This window comes from Mucilaginibacter glaciei (assembly GCF_014773245.1).
Taxonomy (GTDB): domain Bacteria; phylum Bacteroidota; class Bacteroidia; order Sphingobacteriales; family Sphingobacteriaceae; genus Mucilaginibacter; species Mucilaginibacter glaciei.
In genome coordinates this window covers 966,502-992,349 of record NZ_JACWMX010000001.1, presented here as the reverse complement: position 1 = coordinate 992,349, position 25,848 = coordinate 966,502, and the positions used below count along the sequence as shown (strand labels likewise).

General features: G+C 44.7%; 23 protein-coding genes. 19 read left to right on the top strand and 4 right to left on the bottom strand.

What is annotated here, in order from left to right; all coding sequences use genetic code 11:
• Positions 1 to 233: 233 nt before the first annotated feature.
• The 5 genes from IDJ76_RS04495 to guaB all read left to right on the top strand — a co-directional run bounded on the left by IDJ76_RS04495 (position 234) and on the right by guaB (position 6,870).
• Positions 234 to 1,844, top strand: coding sequence for a hypothetical protein (locus IDJ76_RS04495; protein WP_224746179.1), 1,611 nt, complete (start codon positions 234 to 236; stop codon positions 1,842 to 1,844).
• Between the two features lie 154 nt (positions 1,845 to 1,998).
• Positions 1,999 to 2,343, top strand: coding sequence for a phosphoribosylpyrophosphate synthetase (locus tag IDJ76_RS04490; protein WP_191161125.1), 345 nt, complete (start codon positions 1,999 to 2,001; stop codon positions 2,341 to 2,343).
• Positions 2,344 to 2,639: 296 nt separating this feature from the next.
• Entirely contained in the window at positions 2,640 to 3,908 is a 1,269-nt protein-coding gene (locus IDJ76_RS04485; protein WP_191161123.1) for a M16 family metallopeptidase, read from the top strand.
• A gap of 18 nt (positions 3,909 to 3,926) precedes the next feature.
• Positions 3,927 to 5,210 carry a M16 family metallopeptidase gene (locus tag IDJ76_RS04480; protein ID WP_224746178.1) on the top strand — a complete coding sequence of 428 codons (1,284 nt, stop codon included), beginning with the start codon at positions 3,927 to 3,929 and terminating at the stop codon, positions 5,208 to 5,210.
• 190 nt (positions 5,211 to 5,400) lie between these two features.
• Positions 5,401 to 6,870, top strand: coding sequence for an IMP dehydrogenase (guaB, locus tag IDJ76_RS04475; protein WP_191161121.1), 1,470 nt, complete (start codon positions 5,401 to 5,403; stop codon positions 6,868 to 6,870).
• 159 nt (positions 6,871 to 7,029) lie between these two features.
• Here guaB and IDJ76_RS04470 read toward each other — a convergent pair whose 3' ends face one another.
• The gene (locus tag IDJ76_RS04470; RefSeq protein ID WP_191161119.1) at positions 7,030 to 8,865 is read right to left on the bottom strand and encodes an ABC transporter ATP-binding protein; all 1,836 of its coding nucleotides are present in this window, start codon (positions 8,863 to 8,865) and stop codon (positions 7,030 to 7,032) included.
• Positions 8,866 to 9,003: 138 nt separating this feature from the next.
• On the opposite strand from IDJ76_RS04470, the gene IDJ76_RS04465 reads away from it, so the two are divergent.
• Positions 9,004 to 9,294, top strand: a complete 291-nt coding sequence (locus IDJ76_RS04465; RefSeq protein WP_191161117.1) for a hypothetical protein — start codon at positions 9,004 to 9,006, stop codon at positions 9,292 to 9,294.
• Between the two features lie 87 nt (positions 9,295 to 9,381).
• Positions 9,382 to 9,966: an LOG family protein gene (locus IDJ76_RS04460; RefSeq protein WP_191161115.1), complete on the top strand. Its 585-nt coding sequence runs from the start codon at positions 9,382 to 9,384 to the stop codon at positions 9,964 to 9,966.
• A gap of 40 nt (positions 9,967 to 10,006) precedes the next feature.
• Here IDJ76_RS04460 and IDJ76_RS04455 read toward each other — a convergent pair whose 3' ends face one another.
• The gene (locus tag IDJ76_RS04455; RefSeq protein WP_224746198.1) at positions 10,007 to 10,426 is read right to left on the bottom strand and encodes a T6SS effector amidase Tae4 family protein; all 420 of its coding nucleotides are present in this window, start codon (positions 10,424 to 10,426) and stop codon (positions 10,007 to 10,009) included.
• Between the two features lie 76 nt (positions 10,427 to 10,502).
• Entirely contained in the window at positions 10,503 to 10,964 is a 462-nt protein-coding gene (locus IDJ76_RS04450; RefSeq protein WP_191161111.1) for a hypothetical protein, read from the bottom strand.
• A gap of 146 nt (positions 10,965 to 11,110) precedes the next feature.
• Between IDJ76_RS04450 and IDJ76_RS04445 the strand changes: the two genes are divergently transcribed.
• The 11 genes from IDJ76_RS04445 to IDJ76_RS04395 all read left to right on the top strand — a co-directional run bounded on the left by IDJ76_RS04445 (position 11,111) and on the right by IDJ76_RS04395 (position 23,783).
• Positions 11,111 to 12,739 (top strand): acyl-CoA carboxylase subunit beta, encoded by a 1,629-nt coding sequence (locus IDJ76_RS04445; RefSeq protein ID WP_191161109.1) that lies wholly within the window; start codon positions 11,111 to 11,113, stop codon positions 12,737 to 12,739.
• A 156-nt stretch (positions 12,740 to 12,895) separates the two neighbouring features.
• On the top strand, positions 12,896 to 14,071 hold the full coding sequence (locus tag IDJ76_RS04440) for a dipeptidase (protein ID WP_191161107.1): 1,176 nt from the start codon (positions 12,896 to 12,898) through the stop codon (positions 14,069 to 14,071).
• 21 nt (positions 14,072 to 14,092) lie between these two features.
• Positions 14,093 to 14,386 carry a nucleotidyltransferase domain-containing protein gene (locus IDJ76_RS04435; RefSeq protein WP_191161105.1) on the top strand — a complete coding sequence of 98 codons (294 nt, stop codon included), beginning with the start codon at positions 14,093 to 14,095 and terminating at the stop codon, positions 14,384 to 14,386.
• A complete protein-coding gene (locus IDJ76_RS04430) occupies positions 14,383 to 14,769 on the top strand; it encodes an HI0074 family nucleotidyltransferase substrate-binding subunit (protein WP_191161103.1) in 387 nt (128 codons plus the stop codon). The genes IDJ76_RS04435 and IDJ76_RS04430 overlap by 4 nt, the downstream gene beginning before the upstream one ends.
• Before the next feature lie 82 nt (positions 14,770 to 14,851).
• Entirely contained in the window at positions 14,852 to 15,808 is a 957-nt protein-coding gene (gene trxB / locus IDJ76_RS04425; protein ID WP_191161101.1) for a thioredoxin-disulfide reductase, read from the top strand.
• Positions 15,809 to 16,020: 212 nt separating this feature from the next.
• Complete coding sequence (locus tag IDJ76_RS04420) at positions 16,021 to 18,339, top strand: family 20 glycosylhydrolase (protein WP_191161099.1); 2,319 nt, start codon at positions 16,021 to 16,023, stop codon at positions 18,337 to 18,339.
• Between the two features lie 10 nt (positions 18,340 to 18,349).
• Positions 18,350 to 19,093 (top strand): hypothetical protein, encoded by a 744-nt coding sequence (locus IDJ76_RS04415; protein ID WP_191161097.1) that lies wholly within the window; start codon positions 18,350 to 18,352, stop codon positions 19,091 to 19,093.
• Between the two features lie 62 nt (positions 19,094 to 19,155).
• Complete coding sequence (locus IDJ76_RS04410) at positions 19,156 to 21,201, top strand: BatA domain-containing protein (protein WP_191161094.1); 2,046 nt, start codon at positions 19,156 to 19,158, stop codon at positions 21,199 to 21,201.
• A gap of 27 nt (positions 21,202 to 21,228) precedes the next feature.
• Positions 21,229 to 22,482 carry a dihydroorotase gene (locus IDJ76_RS04405; RefSeq protein WP_191161092.1) on the top strand — a complete coding sequence of 418 codons (1,254 nt, stop codon included), beginning with the start codon at positions 21,229 to 21,231 and terminating at the stop codon, positions 22,480 to 22,482.
• Between the two features lie 10 nt (positions 22,483 to 22,492).
• Entirely contained in the window at positions 22,493 to 23,161 is a 669-nt protein-coding gene (locus IDJ76_RS04400; protein ID WP_191161090.1) for a hypothetical protein, read from the top strand.
• Between the two features lie 22 nt (positions 23,162 to 23,183).
• Positions 23,184 to 23,783: a DUF4199 domain-containing protein gene (locus IDJ76_RS04395; RefSeq protein WP_224746177.1), complete on the top strand. Its 600-nt coding sequence runs from the start codon at positions 23,184 to 23,186 to the stop codon at positions 23,781 to 23,783.
• Between the two features lie 50 nt (positions 23,784 to 23,833).
• On the opposite strand, the gene IDJ76_RS04390 is transcribed toward IDJ76_RS04395, so the two are convergent.
• Complete coding sequence (locus IDJ76_RS04390) at positions 23,834 to 24,826, bottom strand: phytanoyl-CoA dioxygenase family protein (RefSeq protein ID WP_224746176.1); 993 nt, start codon at positions 24,824 to 24,826, stop codon at positions 23,834 to 23,836.
• Positions 24,827 to 24,951: 125 nt separating this feature from the next.
• Here IDJ76_RS04390 and IDJ76_RS04385 point away from each other — a divergent pair, with 125 nt between their 5' ends.
• Complete coding sequence (locus tag IDJ76_RS04385; RefSeq protein ID WP_191161087.1) at positions 24,952 to 25,806, top strand: helix-turn-helix domain-containing protein; 855 nt, start codon at positions 24,952 to 24,954, stop codon at positions 25,804 to 25,806.
• Positions 25,807 to 25,848: the final 42 nt, after the last annotated feature.

Genomic DNA, 25,848 nt, shown 5'->3' with positions numbered 1-25,848 from the left:
CCACGGGCTTTTTTTTCAAGTCTGCACATGTTATTAAAAGAGGAACTGCCTGATACGGAAGTTCCTCTTTTTCTTTTAAAGCAAACCTGAAATATTAAAACCTGAAGTTGTAACTGGTTTGTACGATGTAAAAGCTTAATAATTAGTTAACAACATGTGTATAACTCCCTGTAACTTTTTTGTGAGCTTTGAACGTATAATTAAAATATAAAACAAAACACATTCTCACATTTATGAATTATTTTACCAGATTTAAATTACCGGTATTAGCCTTCATGGCTGCCGGATTAATGGTTACAGGTTGCCAAAAATCGGAAACTCAGGCCATTGCTAATCCATCTGTAGCGTCATCGGCGGTAGCTACGCAAGCCGTATCATTAACCGAAGGGTTCGAGGTGGGCTCAACCAGCCCTAAAACGGCTTATGATGTATCGCCAACGGGTTCGTCAAGTGGCGACAACGTAACCCTTTCAGGCAAATCATGGAATTTGTACGATGCGCTGATCGGTAATTTGGCTGCTGATATCCGGGCGGGCTCCTGGTCGGCACGTGTACGTAATACGGGTAAGATCACTATGCTTTTTGATGTCAGCACCGGCATAAGCACCGTTACCTTAAAATCGGCCACTTACAGCGGCGATGCGGCAAGTACCTGGGGCTTATTTTACTCGGTAGATGGCGGCAGCAGCTGGACGCAATCCGGCGCGGCGGTTACTACAACCACCACACTAACTTTAAAAACCTTTACGATTACCCAAACAGGTAATGTGCGTATCGAAGTACGCAAATTATCTGGTGGCACCAACCGGATCAATATCGATGATATCACCATTAACGATAACGCCGGCGGTACAACGCCTCCGGGTGGTGGCACGGTTATCACCGGCAAAAAGTTTTTGTTTGATGCCAGCCACTTAGAAAACGCGGGCAGTGCCGATTGGCAGATTGATGCCGACGGTACAGAGAATGTACCCTCATATACAGGCGGCACTACCGTCGAAACTAAGGCACAGCGTTTCCCAACGCCATCATACACAGGTATTACTGCCTCAACAACCGAAGATTACTGGAAAGGTGCGATGTCGGCCTGGGCGGTTGAACTGGTTAAAAAAGGCGAGCTGGTAGAGAGTTTGCCAAGCGGAACGGCATTAACCTATGGCAACTCATCAAACGCGCAGGATCTGAGCAACTACGACGTTTTTGTGGTAGTTGAACCCAACCGCCTGTTTACCGCGGCCGAGAAAACTGCCATCATGAACTTTGTATCTAACGGTGGTGGCCTGGTGATGATTGCCGACCATACTGCGGCAACTACCGCGGGCACTGATGCCAATGGCTACAACCCGTCTGACCGCGATGGCGACGGATATGATTCGCCACGGGTATGGAATGACCTGATGACCAATAATGGTATCAACAATAACAACCCTTTCGGCTTTACCATTAACTATGTAGATATCAGCGAAGGCCCGTCTACCAACGTTTATACCGGCAGCAATGCCAATGCAGCCAAAGTGTTGAACGGCGCTGCGGGTACGGCATCTAAACTGGCATTTTATAACGGATCTGTGGCTACGCTTACACCGGGTACCAATGCCAATGTGCAGGGATTATTTTGGCGTAATAGCGTTACCAACGGCGGTACAGCGGGCGTAATGTCTTTGCTGTCTACCTACGGTTCGGGCCGCATCTTCTTTGTGGGCGATAGCTCACCGTCTGACGATGGCACGGGCGATACCAACGATAACCTGTTTAACGGCTGGTCGGGCGATTCACCGTCGGGCTTTACATCGCACCCTGCGCTGCATTTAAATGGTGCGCTGTGGGCAGCCAAGGCGCAATAATTAAATCCAGATCGATTTAGCTTATTTAAAAGCGGCAGGCTTAAAACCTGCCGCTTTTTTTTGGGAAAGTTTTTTCTTAGGACGATAACTAAAACAACATCTAAGGTTTGAGGTTTAACTTATATAAACTACATCACACCAAAAAATTAATGCCATGAAAAATTTTGAAACATTAGTTGACGCAACTAACGATTTAACCAAACGCGGATACGATGCCAACCTAAGCCTGGAAGGCGATACGGTAGATGATAAAGCGCAAGACATTCACATGGCTGCCGATGACTTCGAGATAGACGAATTTTACCGATTTGAGGGGCAAAGTAACCCGGATGATGCAGCAATAGTTTACGGCATAAGCTCTGCAAAATATAACCTGAAGGGGATATTGGTAAATGCTTACGGTACTTATGCAAATGACAGTTCATCGGCAATAGGGGCTAAATTGCACCACGGCCAGGTAAGTCAAAACCTGCACGGTAGCGACCGGCCGACTGAGTAAGCGAAGAGTTATCATTTAAAAATAAAAAGTCGGAATTTGAAAGGTAGCGAATAAAGCTATTTCAAATTCTGACTTTTTATTTTTGAAGTAATGCCAAAAGTTTTTTGCCTCGGCTCTTCTGCAATCCAAGCGTAACGGCTCTTAGCCATCTTGGTAAATTAAATGTTTAAATATAACGTCAGTTTATTGCCACGCTTAAGTTAAAAAAAGCCGGAGTCGGTTATATAAAGGTGATAACAATTATAACCTTTAAACAAAAATTATACATTTGCCTACCGTAAATTGATTGTAAACAAATGGTTAAATTCAATAGATTTAAATTAGACAATGGCCTGCGTGTTATTGTCCACGAAGATAGTACCACCCCGATGGCCGTGCTTAACATCTTATATGATGTTGGCGCACGTGACGAAGACCCCGAGCAAACCGGATTTGCCCATTTGTTTGAGCATTTAATGTTCGGCGGATCGGTTAACATTCCCAATTATGACGGCCCGCTGCAAAGGGTGGGCGGCGAAAATAACGCCTTCACCAGTAATGATATTACCAACTATTACATCACCCTGCCATCGGCCAATTTAGAAACCGCCTTTTGGTTAGAGAGCGACCGCATGCTCAGCCTTGCTTTCAGCGAAAAAAGCCTCGAGGTACAGCGTAATGTAGTTATAGAGGAATTTAAACAGCGCTACCTGAACCAGCCTTACGGCGACGTTTGGTTAAAGCTGAGGCCTATGGTTTATAAAAATCACCCATATAGATGGGCAACCATAGGTAAAACCATCAAACATATCGAGGATGCTAAGATTGAGGACGTGAAGGCCTTCTTCAAAAAACATTATAATCCGCAAAATGCCGTGATGGTAGTAGGGGGCGATGTAAAAACTGAGGATGTAAAGGCCCTTGCCGAAAAATGGTTTGGATCTATCCCAGCAGGTGAAAAGTATAACCGCAACCTGCCACTAGAGCAGCCGCAGAACGAAGAACGCCGCGAAACGGTACACGCCAAGGTTCCGCTAAACGATGTATATATCGCTTTCCAGATGGAGGGGCGTTTGTCGCCGGGTTATTATGCTATCGAGCTGATGTCTGATATCCTCTCGCGCGGTAACTCGTCGCGGCTATATAAAAGTCTTGTTAAGGATAAGCAACTGTTTAGCGAAGTACACGCCTACGTTACGGGCAGTATGGATACCGGGATGTTTGTGCTGGAGGGTAAACCTTTAGACGGTGTTACTATCGAACAGGCTGAAGCTGCACTATGGCAGGAATTGGAGAAGATGAAAGCCGAAGAAGTACCTGCCAACGAATTGACCAAGGTGAAGAACAAAACCGAATCGACCATGGTATTTGCCGAGATGTCGTTATTGGATAAAGCGATGAACCTGGCTTTTTATGAGTTGATGGGCGATGCCGACGATTTTAACCTGGAGACAGGAAAATTCCTGGCGGTTACCGCTGCACAGATCAGGGAACAGGCCAATAAATTGTTTAGGAAAGAAAATTCATCGACCCTGGTTTACCTGGCCGAGAAAGTTGAAGAACCAGCTGAGGTGATCAGCGAATAATGCATCGAAACATATAAAATGAGCATTTTAAACAGAGAAACACCACCGCAATTTAACGGTGTAGATAATATCAAACTGATCCATCCGCAGGCGTCACAACTGGCTAACGGGTGTAAGATCTTCACGTTCGATTCCGGCGATCAGGACTTGGTAAGGATTGAATTTATATTCAATAACCTTAAATTCGACACGAAGAAACCATTGCTTAACGTGGCTACAAACACCATGCTGACAGAGGGTACAAGTAAACTCAATGCTGCGCAGATAGCAGACACGGTAGACTTTTACGGTGCCTTTTTACAGGTGGATTACAGCTACGATCATTCGCAGGTAACACTTTACAGCTTAACTAAGCACTTAAGAACTACGTTAGCGGTAATTAAGGATATCCTGACAGACTCTATCTTTCCCGAAAAGGAACTGGAAACATTTGTGCGTAACCAGCAACAGAAGCTACAGGTAAGCATGCAGAAGAATGATTTTGTTGCGCGGCGTATTTTTAATAAAGCTCTATACGGCGAGACCATCTATGGTTTAGGTGCCGAGCCGGAAGATTTCAAATCGCTGACCAGGGCCGACCTGCTTACACATTTCCAGCAGATGTATCAGCCGGCCAACTGCACCGCTATCGTAGCCGGCAAGGCTGATCCGGAAATCCTAAATGCTGTAAATGAATTATTTGAAGGTAACTGGGGTGAGGTAACCGCTGTTGTTGATACCAAGCAGGTTGTTGCCGACCCATCTGCCGACCGTTTCTTCTACCAGGAAAAAGCGGGTGCTTTGCAATCGGCTATCCGGATAGGTACGCCCTTTGTTAACCGTATGCACCCCGATTTCCCGGCTTTGCAGGTGTTAAACACCGTTTTAGGCGGCTATTTCGGCTCCCGGTTAATGGCTAACATCCGCGAAGATAAAGGCTATACCTACGGTATCGGATCGGGCATCACTTCCTTTAAAAAGGCAGGTACGTTCTTCATTGCATCAGAGGTTGGGGCTGATGTATGCAAATCGGCCATAGAAGAAATTGAGAAAGAGGTGAACAGGCTTAAAACAGAACCGGTTAGCGAAGAAGAGCTATCGTTAGTGCGCAATTACATGCTGGGTTCGCTGTTAGGCAGCCTTGAAAATGTATTCTCGCATGCCGATAAGTTTAAGAATCTTTACTTTGCCGGCCTGGATTATGAGTATTACGACCGTTACACCGATACCGTCAAAAATATCAACGCCGACAGACTACAGGAGTTGGCCAATAAGTACTGGAACTTTGAAGATTTCTACAAAGTTGTGGTAGGGAAGTATTAGTGGATGTGCAGATTTCAGATATGCAGATGTGCGGATAGAGAGCACATTTGCCTATCTGAATTTATCAAACTATTGTCAAATCCAATTTTACATCCATAATCTTCCTATTTGCACATCCGCACATTTGCATATCTGCACATCGAAGCGTATCTTTGCCCGGCAAATAATAACTTCAAATACATTATTTGCTATGCAGTTAGACCCATCCAAATTTGTCGCCGAAGGATTAACTTACGACGATGTACTATTACTCCCGGCTTATTCAGAAGTATTACCGCGCGAGGTTAACACCAGCACTTTTTTAACAAAAAGTATCCGTTTAAACATCCCGATCATTTCGGCTGCGATGGATACCGTAACCGAAGCCGGTTTGGCAATTGCCATTGCCCAGGCAGGTGGTATAGGGATGCTGCATAAAAATATGACCATACAGGCGCAAGCCGACGAGGTACGTAAAGTAAAACGTTCAGAAAGCGGGATGATCCAGGAGCCGGTTACCCTACTGCAGGATGCGTTGTTGTCTGATGCGGTAAATATTATGCGCGAGTATAGCATCGGCGGTATCCCGATTATTGATGCGAATGGCAAACTAACAGGTATAATCACTAACCGCGACCTTCGTTTCCAAAAAGACCTTACCGTACCGGTTAGCGAGATCATGACCAAAACTAACCTGATCGTAGCGCCGCAGGGCACCAGCCTTACCGATGCTGCTGCCATACTCCAGGCAAATAAAATTGAAAAACTACCTGTTGTTGATGAGAACGGCAAACTGGTAGGCTTGATCACTTATAAAGACATTCAAAAAGTTAAAAACTTCCCTAATGCCTGTAAAGACCAGTACGGGCGTTTACGTGTAGGAGCCGCCGTTGGTGTTGCTTCTGATAATATAGACCGCGTTACGGCCCTTTACAATGCAGGTGTTGATGTGGTAACAGTTGATACCGCCCATGGGCACTCAAAAGGCGTTATTGATATGGTGAAGGCTGTTAAGGCCCTTTATCCCGATCTGCAGGTTATTGCGGGTAATATAGCCACTGCCGATGCCGCCATTGCCCTTGCTGATGCAGGTGCCGACGCGGTTAAGGTGGGTATCGGTCCGGGTTCTATCTGTACTACCCGTATCATAGCAGGTGTGGGCGTACCACAACTATATGCTGTTTACGAATGTGCCAAAGCGTTAGAAGGCCGCGGTATCCCGGTGATTGCCGATGGCGGTATCAAACAAACGGGTGATATTGTGAAAGCCATAGCCGCAGGTGCCAGCACCATTATGGCAGGTTCGCTGTTTGCCGGTGTCGAAGAGGCACCTGGCGAAACCATTATTTACGAAGGCCGTAAGTTTAAATCATACCGCGGTATGGGTTCAATCGAGGCAATGGCTAAAGGTTCAAAAGACCGCTACTTTCAGGATGAGACCGATGTGGTAACCAAATTGGTGCCCGAGGGCATTGTAGGCCGGGTACCATTTAAAGGTAACATGGCTGAGGTGGTTTACCAATACATAGGTGGGTTACGCGCAGGGATGCACTATTGCGGTGCAGCCACTATCGAAGATCTGCAAAAGGCTAAATTTGTACGCATCACCGCAGCCGGCATGCGCGAAAGCCATCCGCATGATATAACTATTACCAAAGAAGCTCCGAATTATACGAGGTAGTTTTTAAGTTGTGAGTTCTGAGTTGTAAGTCATAACTATACATTGAAAGTCCGAAAGGCGGGATGCGAGAATTTTTTCTCCGGCCCATCTTTCGGTCTTTTACTTTAAACTTAAGCTTTCTCACGTAAAACTTAAAACTTACCACGTAAAACTTACTCTCTACTGATACCCCATAGCCTGCAAGTTAAACAGCTCTGCATATTTGCCATTTTTGGCCAGCAACTCTTCGTGGCTACCTATTTCAGCCATTTCACCTTTTTCCAATACCAGGATCCTATCGGCCATGCGCACGGTCGAGAAGCGGTGCGATATCAATACCGCCGACCGCCCCCTGGTCAATTCCGTAAAGCGTTCAAAAACTTCAAATTCTGCCCTTGCATCCAATGCCGAGGTGGGTTCGTCCAGTATCAACAATTGAGCGTCGCGCATGTAGGCACGGGCGATAGCCACCTTTTGCCATTCGCCGCCCGATAATTCAACGCCTTCAAAAAAGCGTTTGCCCAGCATTTGTTCATAGCCACCCGGTAGTTTCTTCGCCAGGTCATCGGCAAGGCTTTGTTGTGCCGACTTTACTATTAATTCGTTGTTATCTTTCTGGTTGATGTTACCTGCGGCTATATTTTGCGAAAAAGTCATCTGGTATCTTAAATAATCCTGAAAAATGATACCGATGTTAAAACGCAGGTCGTTAAGGTCATACTCCTTCAGGTCGTACCCGTCCAGCAATATCCGCCCTTCAGTAGGGTCGTAAAGCCGCGCAAGCAATTTTACCAGCGTAGTTTTCCCCGCTCCGTTTTCGCCAACCAGCGCCAGTTTTTCGCCGGGATGGAGCGTGAAACTCAAATGCCGGTTTGCCCAACGCTCGGAATGGATATACCGGAAACCCACATCCTCGAAAGTAAAACCTGTTTTAACTGGGTTGGGAAAAAGCCTGGCATTTGCGGTGTGTCGGATCTTGGGCTCGATCTCGAAAAACTCAAAAAAGTCCCGCAGGTAAATAGCTCCCTGCGATACCGTCGTAAAGCGGGTAAGGATGCCTTCTAACAACCCGCGCAACTGCCTGAAAGAACCCGCCAGAAAGGTAAGTTGCCCCAGTGAGATATGGCCGCTGATGGTTTGGGCGATGATATAAACATATGCCCCGTAATAGCCCGCACTGCCTAACACAGCAAAAAATGCTCCCCATACAGAGCGTTTGATAACTATCTGCTTGTTATCGTTATAAAATTTATCCGACAGTGTTTTAAAACGCCCGATTATAAAACCCGACAGGTCGAAGATCTTAACTTCTTTGGCGGTTTCATCGCTGGCACCCAGGTAACGCAGGTAATCCAATTCGCGGCGTTGGGGAGTTTGGCTGCGCGTTAAGGCATAAGTGCGGTCGTTAAAATACGATTCGCCCAAAAAAGCAGGTAGAATTGCGACCAGTAATAACAAGATGAGCCAGGGATTAAAAGCCATTAATCCAACCGACAGAAAACCTATTGTTATAAAATCCTGCACTTGGCTCAACACCTGCGACAGCAGCACCGTGCGGCCGACGGTTTGCTGCCTGGCGCGTTCCATCTTATCATAAAAAACGGCATCCTCAAACTGGTCAAGGTCCAGCGTGGCGGCATGCTCCATTATTTTTACCGAAGTAAGGTTAGAGAATTTGTCGCCCAGCATACTGTCAATCAGTGCAACTGCCCGCCCAAAGGCATCAGTTAAAATTGCCAGCCCAAACTCAATCGCTACCAATTGCCATAAATAATCATGAGGCTTGGCTGTAGTTGTGTTATGCAATAGCACTACCTGGTCAATGATCAGCTTACCCACATATAAAATGAGCAGCGGCAATGCCGACCGCAAGAAACGCAACAGGATATTGGCCAGCGTAAGCAGGGGGCTGGTTTCCCAAACCAGTTTAAAAAAGGCGGGCAGGTTGCGCAAAGCCGCTAAACGTTCGTTTAACGTTAGGGTAGGGCTTGGTTTAAATGGAGGGCGTTCTTTCAAATTTTTTTATGATGATGTTGTACAATATTACACCATGTTAACGGGAGCTTTGTTATGGGCATAAATAATTGACATTCGATTTACTTAACCTGTTTTATAATATTAGTTTTGGCTAAGGCTCTAAACAGTTGAAGTATTATGATATTGATAGATTTTTTAAACCGGCTTAAATACGAATACGGTACGCTGGACAGGCTTACTGCCGATACCTACTACGGCCGCTTATCGAGCATATTTGTATTACTGGAACTGGACGGTGCCCGGCTGGATGCCGAGTACGGACTGGGTTTAGAAAAACTGCTGGACAGAATGGGCGATATCAATGAAGACGAACTGGAAAACGGTTTATCTGCAGATCAACTGAAGGCATTGATCCATAAGGTCAAGTTAGGCCTCGGGCTGATTATTAATACGATCGAGCAGGAGTAAATATCAAAGGCAAGCTTGTCGAACGGCATGTGCTGGGTTCATGGTTCGACAGGCTCATCATGACAAGTCAATTTTAAAAGACATATTATGAAATCTATATGTGTATTCTGTGGCGCTAATATCAGCAGCGACCCGGCGTTAAAAGAGGTGGTCGAGCAATTGGCTACCGTGATGGCGGCTAAAGAGATCACCCTGATATACGGCGGTGGTAAAGTTGGCGTAATGGGTGTATTGGCCGATGCCGTACTGGGTAAGGGCGGCAAGGCTATTGGCGTTATCCCGCAGTTTTTGATGGATAAAGAAGTTGGCCACACCGGCTTAACAGAATTGCATATTGTGGAGAATATGCACCAGCGCAAGCAGTTAATGAATGATCTGTGCGACGGAATTATTATGCTGCCCGGCGGTTTCGGCACGTTAGAGGAATTCTTTGAAGTGCTTACGTGGCTCCAGTTAGGGCTGCATACCCACCCGGTAGGTGTGCTGAACGTGAACGGCTTTTACGACCATCTGTTGATGCAGATGGATGTGATGGTGGAGCAACGCTTTCTGAAACAGGCTAACCGCGATCTGGTGCTTACCTCGGTTGATGCTATCGAACTGGTAAACCTGATGGAAAACATCGATATTAAACCCGATGAGGTTTGGTTTAGGGACAGGAATTTGACTTAATTTATCCCGCCTATGTTAATCAAAATTTACACCTGCGAAATTAACACTTCCAAAACGAGATGGAGGTTGTTTGCTTCATGGCGAAATAATTATGGTCTCCGCAATAAACACACGATGAACCATCCCAAAAAGTAAAGTGCCCGGTTGCATCACTCCAACCGCTTACTTCAAACCTAATGATTCCGGTTATGTTTTTGATCTTCGCCAAGTCAAACTCGCCGTTTTTCCTGGTTAGCGAAACAGTAGGGGCGTAGTACTTCTGTCTCAAAAAAGTATTGAATTCGGCCACCCGTATAGCGTAAAATAATTTATCGCCACCGGTAAAGGTTAACATACCCGGATAGCTTTTAGGGATATCAAACAACTTGCCCGCGTTGGCATAATTGAATGCCCTCCTCATTCTTATAACGCAGGTATTACTAAAAGTTGGCGAATGTGATTCTACTTCTCCTTTAATCAATTCCCTAACCTGGAACGAACTGTAATTACTCCCTGGATAGTTTGTTATCAAACTTTCGTAAGTAGGTAAAATCGTATTATTTTAATTTAAGGATGTAGTTTTTAAGCATCGAGTTGTAAGCAAACTCAACATTAGGTTCCGTGCGGCCCCAGCGTACGCCCTGGTCGTAAAGCTTTTTATCCTGTTTGTTGGTAGTCAGGAATATGATGAGATCTTTCTCTACAAATTCTTTATAGTCGCCCTCTTCTAAAAAAGCTTCGTATTTAATGGTCGAATTTTTTTCGGCCTGCCCTTTGTAAGCTTCCATCAATTGGGCCGTAACGATGAAGATCTCCTGCTGTTTTACTGCGCTGATGACTTTGACCTTTGCCACCAGGTCAGATTTGCCATACAGGCTTTTCACCAACGGCTCAGAAAACTTTACAGTATCAGATTTCGCGCTAACCGTATCATATAACAGATTGGCCGGTTTCTTTTCCGGGCTGGTACAGGCAGCTAAAAATAATAGCGAAGAAATGGCTGTCGGGCGTATCTGCATGAGCGTAATTTTAGATTTAACGCTACGGTTAATAAATTGTTTTTATTTAACTTTAAGTTATTGCTATGCATGCATAATAAATCAAATCATCCTTATCTAATTCTCAACTTATTTTCCTAAAATTACAGCACCTATTATATACGCGTATGGATTTGGAATTCAATAAGAATGAGGATGTTAATAAACAACTTGTTTACGAATTTAACACAAAGCTTAAAAAGATCTTTATGGGCGGTGGCGAAAAGGCCGCTGCCAAACAAAAGGAGAAAGGCAAAATGCTGGCCCGCGAACGCGTTGCCTATTTGCTTGACGAGGATAAACCCTGGCTGGAAGTTGGCGCGTTTACCGCCGATGGCATGTATGCCGAGCATGGCGGTTGCCCAAGCGGTGGCGTGGTTTGCGGTATAGGTTATGTAAGCGGCAGGCAGTGTGTGGTAGTAGCCAATGATGCAACGGTAAAGGCCGGTGCCTGGTTCCCGATCACTGCCAAAAAGAACCTTCGTGCGCAGGAAATCGCGATGGAAAACAGGCTGCCTATTATCTACCTGGTTGATTCGGCAGGGGTATATTTGCCTTTGCAGGACGAGATCTTCCCGGATAAAGAACACTTTGGTCGAATCTTTCGCAATAACGCTATGATGAGCAGCATGGGCATTATCCAGATCTCCGCCATTATGGGTTCGTGTGTGGCAGGTGGCGCTTATCTGCCTATCATGAGTGATGAAGCGATGATCGTGGAGGGTACAGGTTCGGTTTTTCTGGCCGGATCTTACCTGGTTAAATCGGCCATCGGCGAAGATGTAGATAACGAAACGCTGGGCGGCGCTACCACCCAGTGCGAGATCAGCGGCGTTACCGATTACAAGCACCCTAACGATAAAGCCTGCCTGGATTCTATCCGAAACATTATGAATAAGGTGGGCGATTACACCAAAGCAGGGTTCGACCGTATTAAACCATCGGCACCCAAACTGAACGAAAAAGATATTTACGGTATCCTGCCGGATACGCGAGATAAGGCTTATGATATGTACGAGATTATCAAACGATTAATTGATGATTCGGAATTTGAGGAATATAAAGCAGGTTATGGGCAGTCGATTATTTGCGGCCTGGGCCGTGTAGACGGTTGGGCGGTAGGCATCGTGGCCAACCAGCGCAAGGTGATCAAATCTAAAAAAGGCGAGATGCAGTTTGGCGGTGTGATCTATTCCGACAGTGCAGATAAGGCCACCCGTTTTATCATGAACTGCAACCAGAAGAAGATCCCGCTGGTGTTTCTGCAGGATGTTACCGGTTTTATGGTGGGCAGCAGGAGCGAGCACGGCGGCATTATTAAGGATGGTGCTAAAATGGTAAACGCCGTAGCTAATTCGGTTGTGCCTAAGTTTACCATCGTGATAGGCAACTCGTACGGTGCGGGTAACTATGCCATGTGCGGAAAGGCTTACGACCCCCGGTTGATCTATGCCTGGCCATCAGCTAAAATAGCGGTGATGGGCGGCGCGCAGGCGGCCAAAGTATTGGTGCAGATGCAGGCCGCCGGCTTAAAAGCAAAAGGCGAAGAGGTTGATGATGTAAAAGAAGCCGAACTGCTAAAACAAACCACTGACCGCTACAACGCCCAAACTACACCTTATTACGCAGCGGCAAGGCTATGGGTAGACGGTATCATAGACCCGCTGGAAACCCGAAAGGTAATCTCTATGGGGATAGAAGCCGCTAACCATGCGCCAATCGAAAAACAATTTAATGTAGGGATTATACAGACATAGATTAGGAATAAGGGATTCTGACTAGCTATAAGAGTTAAAATATCCATTCGCGTCATTGCGAGGTACGAAGCAATCTCCACGTAGCCAGAGCGGTCTGTAAAGCAAATAGGTTGCTTCGTACCTGGCAATGACGCACTTTTTTATTATCTTCAAAAAATGAAAAGGTTTCTTTTACCGCTATTTCTATTATCGGCGATACTCGCCTCCGCCCAGGGTGTTCAAAAGATCCATCAACAAGCTATCCTGATAGATACCCATAATGATGCCATCTCTAATGAACTGATCACCAAAGCCGACCTGGGTAAACTGCAAACCGAAGGTAATTTCGACCTGGTACGTGCTAAACAGGGTGGGTTAGATGCGCAGGTGTTTTCTATCTGGTGCAGCGGCGATTACGGGCACGGTACCGCCTACGCCTTTGCCAACCGCGAAATAGATTCGCTGGACGCGCTCATTAAACGCAACCCCGATAAAATGACTTTGGTGCGAACAGCCAAAGAACTGAAGAAAACCGTAAAACAAAAAAAACTGGCGGCCATGATAGGGGTAGAGGGCGGCCACATGATCGAAGATCGGCTGGATTACATCGACAGTCTGCATAAACGGGGCATGGCCTACCTAACCCTTACCTGGAATAACAGTACCCCCTGGGCGACATCTGCGCGTGACGAAACCCTGCACGGCGATACTTTGTCACATAAGGGACTGAATTCCTTTGGCAAACAGGTAGTTAAGCGGTTAAACGATCTGGGTGTGATGATAGACCTTTCTCACCCAGGCGAACAAACATTTTATGATGTGATGATAACAACTACTAAGCCCGTTATCGCTTCGCACAGTTGCGCTTATGCGCTGGCACCGCACCGCCGTAACTTAAAGGACGATCAGCTAAGGGCCATTGCCAAAAACGGGGGAGTGGTATTTGTGAACTTCTATAGCGGTTTTGTAGATACCGCTTATGAGGCCAAACATACCCGGTTTATGGCGAAGTATAAACCGCAGTTCGACTCGCTGCGGGTGATCTATAAGGATTACGATCTGGCAAGCATCCGCTTAAACGCCATCTACAAAACCGAAGCCGACCAGCTGCGCCCGCCATTAAGTATGCTTATAAAACATATCGATTACATGGTGAAACTGATGGGGGCAGACCATGTGGGCATTGGCTCGGACTTTGACGGTGCAGAGTCATATCCATTAGGTTTAGATAGTGTTACCGACTATTACAAAATCACCGATGAATTGTTAAAGCTTAATTATTCCAAGAAAGATGTAAATAAGATTTTGGGTGGGAATTTTATCAGGGTGTTGAAGGCAAACGCAGGCAAGTGATCAAATGATTACATTTGTATAATGGAACGCAAGGCGCAAATAAAGGATTGGTTAAAACAAATATTGGATATTTACTTATCCGGGGTAAAGTACCAGGCTTTTTTATTTGGTTCACAAGCGAATCTCGATATTTTAAAAAGGGCCGACATAGATTTGGGTATTTGGGCTGAAAAGCCGATCGATAACGCAGTTTTGGTGCAAATAACCAATTCCATCGAAGACTTGCCTATGCTTTTTAAAGTTGACCTTGTAGATTTTAGCCAGGTAAATGACGTTTTTAAAAACGTTGCTTTAAGTAATATGGAAGTTTTATGACAGATTATTTTGACGAAAAACTGGTAACGTTTAAACAGGCGTTAATCACCTTTAATGAAGCTTTACTTGAATCTCCAACTCAATTGGAGCGCGACGGGACTATTCAGCGATTTGAATACTGCTTTGATCTTTCCTGGAAAACGGCAAAGCGGTATTTAGAACGGAAAGGTTTGATCGACCTAAATAGTCCGCGGTCGGTTTTCGCGGCAGCATACGCCGAAAAAATTATTGATGACGAGCAATTATGGTCGACTATAATCCTCAAACGAAACGCATCCGTACACACCTATAATCAGCAACTGGCAGATGCTTTATATGCCGAACTCCCAATTTATTATGAGGCTATGCAAAAACTGCTTCAGCAATTTGAAGATCAAGCTTAATCTATGGCATTGCTTTGACGGAGCGGTATTGGCATAATCATCAGGAAATATTAAATTCGCATCATAATTCAAAAAGAATAGAATGTCACAAGATCTTGAACATGTTAAATGCCTTATCATAGGTTCGGGCCCGGCGGGTTACACTGCTGCAATTTACGCTTCACGTGCCGATTTGCACCCCGTAATGTACACCGGTATGCTGGCAGGCGGTCAGCTTACGCAAACTACTGATGTAGAGAACTTTCCGGGCTATCCCGATGGCGTAATGGGTCCCGAAATGATGGAAGATTTCCGTAAACAAGCCGAGCGTTTAGGTACCGATATCCGTTTTGGGTATGTTAGTTCTGTTGATTTTTCGGCTATGCCACACAAAGTAGTGGTTGATGAAAGCAAAACCATTCTTGCAGATACCGTGATCATATCTACAGGTGCATCTGCCAAATGGTTAGGCCTGGAGTCTGAGCAAAAATACAGTGGTTTTGGCGTATCAGCCTGTGCTGTTTGCGATGGCTTTTTCTTTAAGGGGCAGGACGTTGCGATTGTTGGCGCTGGCGATACCGCTGCCGAAGAAGCTACTTATCTGGCTAAATTAGCTCGTAAGGTTTATATGATCGTACGCCGTGATGAGTTCCGCGCCTCTAAGGCAATGGTTCATCGCGTTCTGAATACGCCGAATATCGAGTTGTTATATAATACTGAAACACAGGAAATTATGGGAGATGGCCAAAGTGTTAATGCCGTAAGGGTGTTAAACAACCAAACCCAGGCCGAACGTATTTTAGATGTTACCGGGTTCTTTGTGGCTATTGGTCATAAACCCAATACAGATATTTTTAAAGGCTGGATAAATATGGACGAGACTGGTTATATCATAACCCACCCAGGCACTACCGAAACCAATATAGAAGGGGTGTTTTGCTGCGGCGATGCACAGGATCACATCTACCGACAGGCCGTGACTGCTGCCGGTACCGGTTGTATGGCCGCCATAGATGCAGAACGTTACCTGGCTGCTAAAGAGCACGTTGTGACGGCATAATTGGGGATTAGTGGTTGGTAAGAAATTAGTTTATCAAGACTCACTCACCACATCTGATTTCTAACGCTATTTAAAATATTTTAAGAAGGCTGCTTTCTCGCAAGAAAGCAGCTTTTTTGTTTCTGTTTGTGTAATTTTTAAAACATAATGGTGCATTTTTTTCAAAATATACTAAATTCACCAACTCAATATAACCTGGTTGTTTTTCCGTTATGAATAAAAAGATCTTCGTCCTGCTTTTTAGCGCATTAACCCTTTCTGCAACAATTATTGTTAAGGCCCAGGATGCTGATCCTAATATGGGTATTATCCCCGCACCCGTTTCTGTAAAGAAAATGGCCGGTCAGTTTATTTTGAGCCAGGAAACTGTTATCCAAGCCGATACGCCGAATAATAAGTCGGTAGTGTTTCTCTCTCAGTTTTTAGCAAGTAACATGGCCTATAATAAACAAGTAGGCTTACGGAATGCAAGGGTAAGTACGACGTCAATTTATTTGACATCGGCAGGTACTGAAAATTTACCTCCGGAGGGTTACCGTTTAATCATCACCCCGCAGCAAATAACAGTAGCCGGTAAAGGCGCCGGTTTGTTTTACGGGGTACAAACGCTGATACAATTAATGCCTTTAGACCGTGCCGCAACCGCTAAATTGCCGTGTGGGGTAATTGAAGATTACCCGCGTTTTGGTTACCGTGGTTTAATGCTTGATGTTTGCCGTCACTTTTATTCTGTCGAGTTTGTTAAAAGGTATATAGACCTGATGGCTACTTATAAACTGAATAACTTTCACTGGCATTTAACTGACGATCAGGGCTGGCGCATCGAAATCAAAAAATATCCAAGGTTAACATCTGTTGGCAGCACACGTGCACAAAGCGTGATTGGTAATTACCGCGACCGCCAGCCTTTACAATATGATGGCGTGCCGGTTTCGGGCTACTACACGCAAGACCAGATCCGCGATGTGATCAAATACGCGGCAGATCGTTACATCAATATCGTACCAGAAATTGAAATGCCCGGTCATGCTTTAGCTGCGCTTACCGCATACCCGGAGTTAAGCTGTGATCCAACTTTAACATATGAAGTGGCCGGCCAATGGGGTGTGTTCAACAATATTTTTTGCCCGTCAGAAAAAACCTTCGGTTTTTTACAGGACGTGCTGACCGAGGTGATTGATCTATTCCCAAGTAAGTACATCCATATTGGCGGCGATGAAGCACCCAAAGAGGTGTGGAAAAAATCGAAGTTTTGCCAGGACCTGATCAAACGTTTAAAATTGAAGGATGAGCACGGGCTGCAAAGTTATTTTGTGCAGCGCATGGAGAAATTTGTGAACAGCAAAGGCCGCAGCATTATTGGCTGGGACGAGATATTGGAAGGCGGCTTAGCACCAAATGCTACGGTAATGAGCTGGAGAGGCGAAGAAGGTGGCATACAGGCTGCTAAAGAAAGTCACGATGTGATCATGACCCCAAGCAGCCAGGCCCTGTATTTTGACCATGCGCAGGGTAAAATTGACCAGGAGCCGGTAGGTATAGGGGGCAACGCGCCTATTCAAAAAACTTACGCTTACAATCCAACACCATCGGCATTAACGCCTGATCAGCAAAAATTTATCAAAGGCGTGCAAGCTAACCTTTGGACAGAATACATTACCACCGAAAACAAGGTGGAGTACATGATATTGCCCCGATTGCTGGCCTTATCTGAAGTTGCCTGGACACCAATCGCTAATAAAAATTATAAAGACTTTGCAGAAACCCGCATGCCAGAGCATTTAGCATGGCTCGATCAGGCAGGTTATAATTACCGCGTACCAGCTGCTATTGGTGCTACCGATACGGTGATGATCGGTTCAACTATGACCGTGAATTTAAAATCGCCTGTAAAGGGGGCAAAGATCTATTATACTATAGATGGCTATACCCCGCGCGAAACAGAATTGTTATACACCAAACCGATCACCTACGCTGTACCGCTTGATCAGTATCGCGATCTGAAAACTATTGTGGTAACACCATCTGGCAAACGCAGCGTGATCACCACTGCCAAGGTGTTCAACAGGTTGCCTTTGGCAGCGGTTAACTTTACAGGAACCGCTACTGGTTTAAAGTACCAGGTTTCAGCAGGCACTTATGTGAATTCTACCCAGATAAACCCTGCGGCGGTTATTGATACCGGTGTGGCAAAAAGCTTCAGTACCGCAACATCCGCATTCAAAAAAGCGTTTGGTAAATACGGCGTAGTGTTTAATGGTTTTTTACGGATTGACCAGGACGGTAATTACGGTTTTTCAACAGCATCATCAAACGGATCGGTGTTGCTGATTGATGACCAGCCTATAGTAGACAACGATGGCCGTAAAGGCCCTGTTGAAGCAAACGGCGTGTTACCATTATTGAAAGGTTACCACAAAATAACTATTAAGTACGTAGATGCTAATTCATCGGGCAGCGGGTTGCGTGTTTACATGACCATACCGGGTAAACCCAAAGGAGAAGTGTCGCCGGAGATGCTGTACAACTAATTTTAAAAAAATGGATCTGAAATATTGCATACTGATACCTGCAGTTTGTTTGATCTTGGCCAGCTGCGGCAACGACGATAAAAAGCCCGCCGTAAACCACGCCGTTGCGGATAAGCCTGCGGTAATGCCGCCATTCCGTTTTCACAAGGCCATAGAAGTATCGCCGGGGCAAACTTATGATGTAGTGAGCTGGGGCAGGGGTTCAACCGCCGCAGGAGCGTTTGCCATATTACATTCCGATTCATCCGCTATTAAATACACCACAACTACAGGCGATTTGGACGGCACCATTACTGATGTTTTCAATGCCGATATGGATACCGATGGTAATCCGGAGATCCTGATCCAATCTAAGGGAAAAGACACGGTAAATTATGCAAAGATCTACGCATTTGAGTTTGGCGATAACGGTGCCAACAAACTTGATTTCCCTAAACTAAGTAATTCGCAAAAAAAGGGTTATCGGGGCAATGATAATTTTTACATCAAAGAGGGAAAGCTAATCCGCGAGTTTCCCATTTACAGCAGCAACGATAGTACTGCCAAACCAACAGGTGCTAAACGCCAATTGGAGTATGGTTTGCGAAGTAACGATTTTACAGTTAAACAGTTAAGTAAAGATTCTACCGAGGTTAACGGTAATAAACCTGTTGTATCAGACCAGCCGAAACAAACTTCGTCTAAAAAAAGCACTTCAACAAAAAAGCGTACGCAGACAGAAACCAAAAAGAAAAAGCGCAGGCGCAGGGGATAATATTAAGCGATATTATCGTTTTAATGGTGCTCTGTTTCCACATTAATTAGCAAATTTGCTTAATGCATTTTTTATATCCGGCTTTCCTGTTTGCGCTGTTAACGCTGGTTATTCCAATAGTAGTGCACCTGTTTAATTTCAGGCGGTATAAAAAGGTGATGTTTAGCAATGTACAGTTCCTGAAAGAGGTACAGGAGCAGCAGGCATCCCGCCGTAATGTAAAGGAAAGGCTAATCCTTGCCTCCCGTTTATTAGCCTTGTTATTTTTGGTGCTGGCTTTCGCCCGTCCATTCATCCCCCGGCAAAATGAAGCTAATGTTGGCAAACAGCAGGCAATAAGTATTTTTATTGATAATTCTTACTCTATGCAAACCCTTAACCGCGAGGGGAGCCTGTTAGATGAAGCCAAACAAAAAGCCAGGCAGATAGCGGCTGCTTATTCCATAAACGACCGCTTCCAGTTACTAACCCAGGATTTTGAAGGCAAACATCAGCGTTTATTAAGCCGTGACGAGTTTAATGATGCAGTTGATGCCGTAAATATCAGTCCGCAAAGCAGGCAGCTAAGTCAGATCATCGCGCGGCAGCAAAGCCTTTTAAAGCTTCAACCCGGTGTAACAGGGAAAAGCTATATCATCTCCGATTTTCAAACCAACATAAAGGGCAATTCAAAGAATACTGATAGCGTTTTGGTTAGCCTGGTCAAGTTAACTGCTAATAGTTTGCCAAATGTAGCGGTTGATTCTGTTTGGCTGCTTAATGCAACCCATCGGCCGGGCGAGAGTGAAAAACTGGTAGTGCGGTTAAGAAACTATGCCGACAAGGCCGCCGAAAAGATCCCTTTAAAACTTTTAATAAACGGTGTGCAAAAAGCCATTGGTAGTTTTACAGTAAAAGCGCGGTCGGCTCAAACAGATACGCTGACATTTTCAGGTCTGCAAGCTGGCTGGCAGCGTGGAACGATCGAGTTGCAGGACAACCCCGTAATTTTTGACAATAGCTTTTACTTCAGCTTCAACATCAGTAAACAGTTGCCGGTACTGCTGATAGACGGCGGTACGCCTAATAAATATTTGAGCGCGGTGTTTGCTACCGATGCCTTTTTTACCACCAGGCGCGTGCAAGATGGCAGTGTTGATTACGCAGGGCTAAATAATTACCCGGTCATTGTATTGAGTGATATAAAATCCATTTCGGCAGGATTAGCACAACAATTAAAAACCTATGTGAGCAAAGGCGGTACTTTGATGGTTTTCCCGGCATCTGATGCTGAGCTGGCGACTTACCGCGGTTTATTGCAGCCGTTAGGAGCTGCTTATCCGGAAAAACTGATCACGGAAGCTACCAAGGTATCGGCAATCAATTTGCAAAGCCCCGTGTTTAAAAACACATTCGAGGCATTCCCGCAAAATCCCGATCTGCCCCTGGTCAAAAAATATTACACATTAGCTTCATCATCCCGCCAGGGTAATTACTTGATGCGTTTGCAAACAGGTCAATCCATTTGGGAAGGATATAACAGCGGCAAGGGCAAAGTTTACTTGTCGGCAGTACCTTTAGATGAATCGTTCAGCAACCTGCCTGTGCATGCGTTATTTGTTCCCATCATGTTTAGGGTAGCAATTTTAAGCGGCCACGATCAGCCTTTATTTTATACCTTGGGCAACAACCAGCCCGTAGAGACTGTGGCTGTGCAATCAACAGATAAGCAGTTGTTAAAGATGGTTAAGGGCCCGCAAGCCATTATCCCGGATGTGCAGCAGCAGGAAGGGAGCACAATGCTTTACTTGCCTGATCAGCTTCGGGAAACCGGCCTATATGAATTGAAAAAACAAGATAGCCTGGCCGCGGTGATCGCCTTTAACGATAACAGGAGCGAATCGGACTTAAGCTATTTAACAGACGCCCAACTCAGGGACCTGCCCGTTCAAAAGGCCAACGTTTTAAACGGCGATAAATTAAATACAACTAATATTGGCGGCACTGCAAATTCGGGGCTGCAATTATGGAAACTTTGTATAATTTTGGCGCTGTTATTCCTGGTTGCCGAAACACTGCTCATCAGGTTTTACAAAACCGATAAAAGCAAGCTTGCGCAGCCGGTTTAGCAATATAACCCACCTTAAACAGCGATAATGAATTTGCTTATCAAATCCGCCACTGTTATTGATCCCGCATCATCTTTTAATAACCAGCTTGTTGATATTTTAATTAACGATGGGGTCATTTCAAAAATTGGTAGCTCTATAACAGCAGATGCCGAAACTATTGATGCGACCGGCCTCTTTCTTGCCCCCGGATTTTTTGACCTGAACTGCAACATTGGCGAACTTGGTTTAGAAACCAAAGAAGACCTGCAAACTGGAACTGCCGCGGCTGCTGCAGGTGGATTTACAGGTTTAGCACTTGCCCCAAACACCCACCCACCGGTACACTCAAAAGCCGAGGTGGAATATCTTTTAAACCGGGCAAATAACAACCTGGTTGATATTTATCCTTTAGGTACTATATCACATAAGCGTGAAGGTAAGGACATGGCCGAAATGTACGATATGTATAAAAGCGGTGCGAAAGCCTTTACTGATGGTGACCGGCCTGTGCAGGATGCCGGATTAATGGAACGCGCTATGCTTTACGTACAGGGTTTTGGTGCTAAGGTTATCTCTTACCCCGAAGATACATCGATTGCCGGCAAAGCTAAAGTGCACGAAGGTGTGGTGAGCACCATGCTGGGCATGAAAGGCATCCCGTCATTAGCCGAAGAGCTGATGATAGCCCGGGACCTTTACCTGGCAGAAGATACCGGTTCCGAAATCCATTTCACGACTATATCTACCGAACGCTCTGTAGAGCTGATCCGCGAAGCTAAACGTAAGGGATTAAAAGTTACCTGCGATGTAGCAGCACATAATTTGGTTTTGACCGACGAAGCCCTGATGGGCTTTGACAGCCTCTATAAAGTAAAGCCACCCTTGCGTACCCAAAAGGATGCAGATGCGCTTATAGCAGGTTTAAAAGACGGTACTATTGATGCCATCGTATCGCAACACACCCCACATGAAATTGAATACAAAGATGTGGAATTTGAAGTGGCCGAATATGGAATTATCGGCCTGCAAACAGCGTTTTCGTTGGCAGTGCAAGCTGGGTTGCCGATTGAGCTCATAGTTGAAAAACTCTCTACAAACCCGCGAAAGATATTAGATATAAAAGCTGTTTCGGTTGCGGAAGGGCAGTTTGCCAACCTTGTTTTGTTAGATGCAACCGGGGGTTGGGAATACACGCGCGAGAAAAACCGTTCTAAAAGTTACAATTCCCCTTTTATCGGGCATAACTTAAAAGGTAAAGTTGTGTTAACCCTTAATAATAACAAAATTTCTAAATTTTAAATATCATACCATGATTGACCCAAAAGTATCGTCAGCGATTACCAATGCGCTGCAAGCTTTCTCTAAATACGGCGATTTTGATGCCAATGCGCTGAAAACTAAATTCGACGAAGTATTTTCATCAGACGAAGATTTTATGACAAAGGTTGAGCTTTTGGATGGCGTATTTGACGACAATCCAAAGATTGACGAGTTGCGCGAAGTATTCTTTGACCTGTTAATGATCAATTTTTTTAGCGCCGATGTTAAGAAACTTGAAGATGATTACCTGGAAACACCTGAATGGGAAGCCATTGAAGAAGAAACCATTGACCGCGGCACAGAGTTATTAAATGTTTTACTGTACCTGAATGAGTGCCAGGACGAAGACATAGAGCCTGAATTAGATGACTTTTTAAAAGAATTTTTATTGGTTGATGAGGATGAATTTCAGGACGAGTATCGTATTTACGAGCCGATTATTACTAACCAAATCCTGATGGAAAGCCCGGTAAGCGAGATTAAAAAAGTGGCAGGTACCTTAGATGAGGAATCGGAATTGTTGGATTTGTTTTACCCTATAATGTGCTTTTTTCAAAATACGGCGCCAGAAGATACCGATAAAGACGCCATTGCAGAAAATGCGGTAAATAAACCGTTTGATATGGCAGTTATTGAAATATTGGTTAGCTTTAACTAAACAAACCTTAACCATAAAAGTCATGACCGAAACCACAGATCAACAAATCAGAAAACAAGCACTAACCAAAGGCCTTCTTTTGGGAATAATAATGTCTGTTCTAAGTATATTTTCGTTTTACTACATCACCTCGATGGTTACGTCGCTGTTGTTAATAACCGTTGGCCCGTTCATTATTTCGGCGGTTCTTCCACTGGTAGTGGCTATTTTATTTTCTTTCGACCTGCGTAAGGCCATTGGCGGCTTTTGGAATTTTAAACAGGCGGTTACCGGTATATTTATCATGTTCTTTGCAGCGTACTTAATTCAATACCTGCTGGTTAGCCTTTTGTTCGCAAAGGTAATTGAGCCGCAAATGGTGGAGAAAACCAAAACTGCCATGACCACAGCTGTATCAGGAATGCTTGAAAAAAGTAACGCCAGCCAAAATGATATCGATGCCAAGATGGAAGACATTCAAAAACAGTTTGATGCACAAAAAGACCCTACTGTTGCTAAACAGTTTCAATCGTTTGCGATTAGTATATTGTTTGTATTTGTTGTCGCGCTGATATTTGCGGCTTTCTTCAAAAAAGAACGGCCGCTTTACCTCACAGCAGACGAACCAGACCCTACTGTATAATTTACCTCATTAACAAAACAGGCCGCTTATGCGGCCTGTTTTGTTAAGTGTTAATCCCATTTATCTAAGCCTAATAATTTTTTACCAAGTGGCGTTAATTCAGCTACTGGGTTTTTCTTTTCACGTTCCAAAGGGTCGCCGGGGAAGGCGTAACCTTGCATCGCCTCGCGGTTTTGCCAGCTATTGATGCGCCACTGCCTTAATGCTTCATTATCCTCCTGCGCAGGCATCATGCTTACATATTGTGCCATCCGTACCTTGTTGCCGCTATTATTGGGGCGGATACCATGCGGCAGCGAACTGTTAAATATTAAAAGATCGCCGGCTTCCATTTTTACTTTTACAATTTCAAAACCTGTAGTATCAGGCTTAAAATGATCACGATCATCCGGTTGGGTTAGTTTCCAGTTATCATAAGTCCTGAATAGTTCCGGGATGCATTGAAAGCCCCCCATGTTTTCGTCAGTTTGGTCGGCCAGGGCTAAAACGCCTTGCACATTTTGCGGTTTTGTTTCCGGGTCATAGTCCCAATGAATAAAGCCCTTATATTCAAAACCTGGCCGCTGCGGGAAGTTGAGGTTCGCCCGGTCGATATTTGCCCAAAGCTTTTCGGTACCCCAAATATCAGCAAAGGCCGCGTGTACTGTGGGGTATTGGCGGTTATCCCATAAGTATTGATGATTGTATATCTCAACCATACCGGTATTATTTAATTCGGCCATTTGCATTTGAGCGTTCGGCTTTTTATACCAGGTTTCTATATCATTCTGGTCTTTCCCTTCATACTCCCAAAGGTAGTCGGCCAGTTTTTTTACCTGTTCTTTAGGTACAGCATTTTTTATAATCACATAGCCATTTGTAATCCAGAAATCCCAATCGGCTTCACTTAAAACACGTAGGGGTTGGCCGTTGCTGCGGTCATTAAGCTTAATCGTGCTCGATGTAGCCACCGATGGGTTACCCGGTATTTCATTATGGGCCTCGTTTGCTTTCATAGCAGGCGCCATTGTTTGGTTAGCTGTGGTTTCAGGTTCCATTCTCATGTTTGTTTTTTTTGTTGAATCAAAAGTAGGTTGGTTTCTGGTACGCCATATTCTTTACAATGACCAATTTTTGCTCTGTATTGATTTTTTAATTAGGTTTAGGTAGTTAATAAGTGCATTAAAGGATGAACGAGATTCAATTAGAACGGATAGAATTTGAACCCGGCAAATCGTTCAAATTGTTCTCACCGCGGTTGCGAAATACTTTTTTATGGCATTACCACCCCGAATTTGAGTTGGTATATGTTGAAGCGGACGCTGGTATAAGGCATGTAGGTGCGCACATTTCAAGCTATACGCAAAGCGATCTGGTTTTTATAGGCGGTAATGTACCCCACTTAAATTTCGATTACCGTCTGCGTAGCGAATACCACCAAATAGTAGTACAGCTACGCGCCGATTTTTTAGGAGAGGCGATAAACTTATCGCCGGAGCTGGCTGCAATTAAGCAGTTATTTAAAAATGCAGGATTGGGTATCGCATTCACCGGTCATACAAAGGAAGCGATTGCCCAGCGGCTTAAAGGTTTAACAGATTTGAACCCGTTTAACAGGCTAATAGAATTGGTATCTATTCTTCAGATCCTGGCAACTTCGGCAGAGGCAGAGATTTTAAATAAGGACGAAACAAGTAAAGACCTCATACTAAAAGATAAAATAAGAATGGGCGCTGTATATGAGTATATAGACGCGAACTATTATAAATCCCCTGATGTAAACATAATTGCCGCAAAAGTTAACCTAACTACTGCGGCGTTTTGCCGGTATTTTAAGCGGCAATCCAACATGACCTTTACCGATTTTGTTAATCAATACCGGATAGAGCGCGCCAAGAATTTACTCATGCGAGGTAATAACGTAACCGAAACCTGCTACGCAATAGGTTTTGAGAGCATATCTTATTTCAACCGGCTTTTTAATAAAATAGTAGGGGAGAACCCGTCACGCTTTAAGCAACGCTGGTTAAATGATAAGCGTTGACGTTTAAATAGTTAACAACTATTAGCTATATTAGCATACCTA